The organism is Clostridioides sp. ZZV15-6598, assembly GCF_020657705.1.
In the GTDB taxonomy this organism is placed as follows: domain Bacteria; phylum Bacillota; class Clostridia; order Peptostreptococcales; family Peptostreptococcaceae; genus Clostridioides; species Clostridioides difficile_F.
In genome coordinates, this window is record NZ_JAGWCS010000175.1 from 1 (window position 1) to 6,760 (window position 6,760).

Annotated in this window: 5 protein-coding genes; 2 read left to right on the forward strand and 3 right to left on the reverse strand. The window is 26.5% G+C overall.

From position 1 onward, the window contains the following. Window positions 1–676: 676 nt before the first annotated feature. The gene (locus KGF50_RS19580) at window positions 677–1,561 is read right to left on the reverse strand and encodes an NAD(P)/FAD-dependent oxidoreductase (RefSeq protein ID WP_227849612.1); all 885 of its coding nucleotides are present in this window, start codon (window positions 1,559–1,561) and stop codon (window positions 677–679) included. 167 nt (window positions 1,562–1,728) lie between these two features. After that, entirely contained in the window at window positions 1,729–2,046 is a 318-nt protein-coding gene (trxA, locus tag KGF50_RS19585) for a thioredoxin (RefSeq protein WP_227849613.1), read from the reverse strand. A gap of 369 nt (window positions 2,047–2,415) precedes the next feature. Between trxA and KGF50_RS19590 the strand changes: the two genes are divergently transcribed. Together KGF50_RS19590 and KGF50_RS19595 are read left to right on the forward strand one after the other, a co-directional pair. Beyond that, window positions 2,416–3,162, forward strand: a complete 747-nt coding sequence (locus KGF50_RS19590) for a TrmB family transcriptional regulator (RefSeq protein WP_227849614.1) — start codon at window positions 2,416–2,418, stop codon at window positions 3,160–3,162. Then, window positions 3,155–4,036 carry a PhzF family phenazine biosynthesis protein gene (locus KGF50_RS19595; RefSeq protein ID WP_227849615.1) on the forward strand — a complete coding sequence of 294 codons (882 nt, stop codon included), beginning with the start codon at window positions 3,155–3,157 and terminating at the stop codon, window positions 4,034–4,036. Before KGF50_RS19590 ends, KGF50_RS19595 begins: the two co-directional genes overlap by 8 nt. Before the next feature lie 206 nt (window positions 4,037–4,242). Here the strand turns inward: KGF50_RS19595 and KGF50_RS19600 are convergent, their stop codons facing one another. Beyond that, window positions 4,243–5,598 (reverse strand): peptide MFS transporter, encoded by a 1,356-nt coding sequence (locus KGF50_RS19600; RefSeq protein WP_227849616.1) that lies wholly within the window; start codon window positions 5,596–5,598, stop codon window positions 4,243–4,245. Window positions 5,599–6,760 lie beyond the last annotated feature (1,162 nt).

The window sequence follows — 6,760 nt, forward strand, 5'->3', positions numbered from 1 at the left end:
ATCTAACCCTATTATTATTCAAATACACACACTTGTCAAATTTATGCTTAATTACTATTCTATTTAATATCTCTGCCAATATATTTATTAACTTATCTATAATATTTAATAAATCCAAAATATATATTAATAAGAATTAATTAACAAAATTCTTTACAAGAACATAACCTATATTAAACAAGCTCCTAACCAAAACTTGAGTTTGTTAAATTTTAAAATACGAAAGAGAATTGTTTATATGCTATTAAAAATTTGGCTTTTAAATAAAATTTTTTTATTCCTTTTTAGCAATAGATAAATAATAGCTAAAAAGACAATTTTATTGCACACTCAAAAAAGGGGTTGTCTTACAATGTTCTTAAATTATAAATAAGATACCCTTTTTTATTTACATATAGATTATTTAATACTTTACAAAAAAAGTGAACTCATCTGATAGAGTTCACTTTTTTCTGTAGTCAAATCTTTATTTTGAAATAACTTCTTTTAATGTTGGGAGTGTATTAAATAAATAATACCTGTAATTTTTATTTTATTAACTTTAAATACCTCTTTCAATATTGTATAAAACAACAATAAATACTTATAATAATTTCAAATATCTGTAAAAATTTATTAACTATATTACAATTACAAGCTTATGGTTATAACTACTCGTACTACTATTTACTTTTATTTAATAAGTATCAACAAGTACAGATTTTTTTATTTTCTGTTTATCTAAATGTGAAATTGCACTAGATACAGCAGTTTGACCTTGTCCTGCTGATTTTAGGTATTGATACGGCTTACCAGCACAATCTCCCGCTACATATAATCCTTCAATATTTGTACTCATATTCTTATCTGATTTTATATGTGAACCTTCAACTTCTAACCCTGGAACCATGTATTTAGGAGATACACTATCTTTTATAATAAATATACCCTCTATGTCCAACTCACTCTTTTTCAATACCAATTTATTAACTAATTTTTCACCTTTTATTTCTACAGGTCTGTCATCTATTATATTTATATTGTTATTAAGCTTATTTTCCAATTTATACATAGGTACATAGTATACATTACTAGCTATTTCACTTAAAAAATTTGCTTCTTCTTCAGCTTCATTATTATATCCTATTATAGCAACTTTTTTATTTCTATATAGCATAGCATCACATGTTGCACAATATCCTACGCCTTTTCCAAGAAACTCTTCTTCTCCTTTTAACATCTTTCCATACTCAATGCCTGTAGCTAATATAACTGTAGTTGACTCGTATGTATCATTTCCAGAAACTAATGTAAAATATTCGCCCATGCTATATACATTATTAATTCTTTTTTGAGTTATTTTTATTCCCATATCTTCTATATGATTTTTAAATTTATTTTTTAAATCTAGCCCGCTTATGTTGCTAATTCCCAAGTAATTATCTATAGAAGGTGCTTTAATAAGTTTTTGACTTATATCTTCACTTCCAAATAAAATTATATTTTTATTTCTAATTTTAGCATTTACAGCTGCTGCAAGCCCTGCTGGCCCACTTCCTATTATTGCAATGTCGTATCTCATAATCTCACCTATCTTCTAGTAACCTTTCTTTTTTCTTTTATGTAAATATAATATCAATAGTCAACATCACTGACAATTAGGCACTTATTTGTAACCATAAATAAATCTTATAAACAAAAAAACTCATTTTATGATGAGTTTTTTTGTTTATATATGATTTTAATTAGTTACATATACGATTCAATTTTATTTTTTAAATTATCTTTAGGTATAAAACCTATTAATCTATCTATAGCTTTACCATCTTTAAATATTATTACAGTTGGTACTGTAGACACTTCAAACTTTTGAGCTAATTCCATACTTTGGTCTATATCTACTTTTAAGAAATTTGCTTTTTCAATCATCTCATTTCCTAAACCCTCGTATACTGGTGATAACATTTTACAAGGTCCACACCATGTAGCAAAGAAATCTACAACTACTAACCCTTCTTTATTTTCTACTTCATTTATAAATTCATTGTTATTTATTATTTTTGCCATAATATATATCTCCTTTATTATTTTTATTGTTTTCTTGATATTAATATACTACGACTTATGTACTAGTTCAATTAGGAACTTTTTTGTAACCATCCATCTTTAACACTCTTAAGATTATCATTATAATCAAACATTAATTAAACTTATTTATGTAAGTTCAGCAAATTACTTATGTGCTACTATAGAAATCTGTAAATTCTATTTAGATATTAACTAAATTTGAACTTTATCTCCAAAGCACGCTGAAAAATTTATCTGATTTGTAACTTAATTTTTCATTTCATACAATTGACAATTTTATCTAGACATTATAAAATAATATTAGTACCTACTTAAGTAGTTATTATATTTCACTAAAGGAGTTTATATATGGATGCTATAGTTAATGAACTACAAAACATAGGATTTACCAAATATGAATCACAAATATACATATCATTACTAAAGGAAAGTCCTCTAACTGGATATGAAATAAGTAAGTTATCAGGTGTACCACAATCAAAAGTCTATGAAAATATAACAAAATTACTTAACAATAATATAATTATCAATATTGAAACTGACCCTATAAAATATGTACCTATAAACCCTAATGAATTGCTAAAAAGTAAAAAAGAAGAATTCAATAATTCTATGGACAAACTGGAAAACAACTTACAGGTATTAAATAAAGGAAAAAGTATAGAATATGTTTTAAACATAAAAGGTTCTAAAAACATATTAAAAAAAGCAATCGAAATGATAAATAATGCCAAACAAGAAATTATAATTTCTTGTTCTCATGAAGAAATTCTCAACCTAAAAGATGAGCTTTTAACTGCTTCTAAAAAAAATGTTAATGTTGAAATACTACTTTTGGAAGATAAAAATATAGAGGGTCTAAGCAATATTCATATTCATGGAGGTAATGAAACTACACTTAAAAACAAAAAACTTTATAAAGGTATTCTTTTAATTGTAGATGATTCTGAAATATTAACAGGAAATTTATCTGAAGGCAATGAAGCTATTTCAATTTGGACAAAAAATTCTAATATTTTATATATTGGAAATCAATACATACAACATGAAATTTATATTTCACAAAAAATAAAAGGGGGGCTTAAATATGAATAAAGTTAAAATCAAACAAGTTGATGCATTTACAACAATACCTTTTGGAGGAAATCCTGCTGGTGTAGTCACAGATGCATCCAATATTTCTGATGAAATCAAACAGAATATCGCAAAGGAAATGAATTTATCAGAGACTGCATTTGTCTCAGAATCTGATGTAGCAGATTTCAAAGTTCAATTTTTCACACCTGGTTTAGAAGTTGATTTGTGTGGTCATGCTACAATAGGAACATTCCATGCTCTTTTAGAAGAAGGAAAACTTAATACTAACAAGAATATCTTTTATCAAGAGACAAAAGCTGGTGTACTATCTGTAGAACTTAAGGAAATAGATAATGAAAACATATTTATGATGGAGCAAAATCCTCCTAAATTCGAAAATCTAAATAGCTGTAGAAAAGAGATTGCACAAATGATAGGTGTAAAAGAAGATAGACTTCTTGAGTATCCAATTATGAAAGTAAATACAGGAATTTGGTGGCTTGTCTTTGGATTAAAGTCTCTAGATGATTTAGAAAATATTTCTCCAGACTTAAATAAAATAAAAGAATTTAGTGCTAACAATAATTTAATTGGAATAACTCCATTTTGTATAGAAGCTATAGATAAAAAATGCGACTATCATCTAAGAGCCATAGCTCCATATGTTGGAGTAACAGAAGACCCTGTATGTGGAACTGGCAATGCTTGTGTATCATCTTATATAGTTCAGCACAGTATTTTAGATAAAACTGATTTTATTGGTGAAGAAGGAAACTTTATAAATAGACCTGGAAAGGTATATGTAAATATATCTAAAGAAAACAATGATATCACTTCTGTAAAAATTGGAGGAAGTGCCTATACTATTTTAAGTGGAGAAATTGTGTATTAATTATTTATCTAATTTAACAATAAATAAAAATACTAGTCTTAATTGACTAGTATTTTTATTTATATATTTTGTTTAACAAATTTATTTCACTATCCATCATGTTAAAAAGTAACACTTTATATTATTATTATCAATTAGCTATAAGTCAATCTAATACAATATAATTATCCTAGATTAATATCATTAGCATAATAGTTATTTATTTATTAGTTATCTTCCTCAACAAGTTTACTTAATGTCTTGTCGAATAAGAATAATAATATAGCTGCAACAAATAGTATTACTGGAATTATAGTATATACTTTAATCATATCAAACTTAAGAGTAAATGCATATATATATCCATATCCTTGACCAGCTAGGAAAGTAGCAAATGTCCAAACTCCCATAAGAACACCTAGAAGTTTTTTAGGAGCATACTTACTTACAAAAGAGTTACCAAGTGGTGAGAATAACATTTCTCCAAAACTTAGAAGTATACCAAACATAACTATCCATATTATACTAGCTTTAGCAGTTTCAGGAGCTCCAACACCTCTTGTAAGCTCTGCTCCAACTAGCATTAAGAATGCAAGACCTAAGAATGCTAATCCAAGACCTGTCTTTTTAAATAAACTTATATCACCTTGTGGTCTACTCGCAAGTTTAAACCATAACGCTCCAAGAATTGGACCTAGTACAATACATACAAGTGCATTTAATGAGTCAAACCAAGCAAGAGGAATTTCAAATCCTCCAATAGTCATATCTACAAATGCTGCACCATAATCATAAACTGCAAGATAAGTTAGATACCAGAATAACCAGAAAACTACAGAGAAGAATGATACAAGTATAATAGCCCAAATTCTCTTCTTATCTATACTTCTAAGAGGAGCATTATCTTTTTCTTCAACTTTCTCAGCTACTACGCCTTCTTTAAAAGGTCTTTTCCCTGCATTTCCAAGGAATCTCCATCCATATGTGAACCATATTGCACCAATTACACAAAGAACAGCTGCTATGAAGAAACATTGAGAGAAACCATATACTCCATTTTTCATGAATGTCTTAGCATAAAGTATACCAACTGCTGTTGTTCCGATAAAAGAACCTATATTAACAAAAGAATATTGCACTGAGAATGCTGTATCAAGTTCTTCTTGATTATCAAAAAGTTGTCCATTTACTGCTGATACATTTCCTTTAAAGAATGCAGTACCAATTGAAACTAGAATTATCATTGCATTTACCATAGAAGCTGTAGTTGCAATAGAACCAAGATAGTACCCTATCCCCATTATAAGCATACCTACAGGTATGGTATATCTAGCTCCTATCCATCTATCTGATATATATCCTCCAATTATTGGCGCAAGATATGTGAATGCAACAAGGTTAGCTTGCATTATAGCTGCTTGTCCTTTATCTATTCCAAGACCACCTTTAACAATTGCTGTTGTAAGGAATATATAAATTAAAAACTTTGCAGAATAATATGCTGCTCTTTCAAATGAGAAAGTTGTTGCACAGATATAAAATCCTATAGGGAATTTACCCTTTTTATTTACTGTTGTGCTCATAAGTTTAAATCCTTTCTTAATTGTATTTTTATATTTTCTACGTTTTATCCAGACTCTTTCTTTTAATGAAAGATATGGTGATATTGTTTTGTAAAACAATTCGTAATAATTATTAAGATAATTGCGTTTTTATTTGTAGAATCTAGATGTTTTCATGGCATAAAGATTAGTATCTTTAATTGTCAATAAATTTAAATACTATATCTATAAATTTAAATTATATAAATTCATTATTGTTAGGTATATTTATAACCTAATTATCTTTATAAATTGACACCACAAAAAACCAAACTATAAATTATTAGTTCATTAATTATTATTTAGCTTAAATACAATATTGCCATAACACAATGGATAATTTTATATCTAACTTCTAAATTCATCACTCTAGTAATTTTTTCTAATTTAACTACTCTTAATTAAATGAAAAATCTTCACTATATGCAATTCTTATTTTTTTACTTGATAGTATTTTACAAACTAAATTCCTCCTTTTGTGGCAAATTGTGTAATCTTATTACTATTGCCTTTTTAAAGGAGTTTTGAATAAAGCAACATGTATTTATTCAAATAAATACTGTCTTTACTTGTTTTTTAAATTTCTAAATACTTCATTCAATTACTTGTCAACTTAAATAAATAAACTACTATCTATTCACAGATTAAATTTATTTCCTATTGAACATACATATGCATTCTGTGAATCTAAATATAAAAACTGTTGTTTTAAAGTGATTACCTAGATATTCGCTTTGATATTATTAATTGAGGTAATACTATTTATGATTTATTAACCATAAAATACCTCAACTTGAAAACTTTTTCACGAATATTTATTTTTCACCTCCCTTTATTTATTTCACCATGTAAATCGTACCATAAACACATACTTATATGCAACAAAAAAATAAGAAAAAAATCGAATAATCGACAGTAAATAATTAGAAGAAATCAAATTAGACTTGTCAAGTATATTATATAAATTTTTCTTTTGGAAATATAAGTTAAACTAAAGCTCAAAATAGTTTTTTAGATATGAAATTTTATTGTTTTATGGATTCATATTATTTATTAGATAGGTTTTTGATATGCAATTTATATTACATAGAATATACGACGCCAAAGAACATTTATTATTTAAGAAACATTATCAATGATAAAG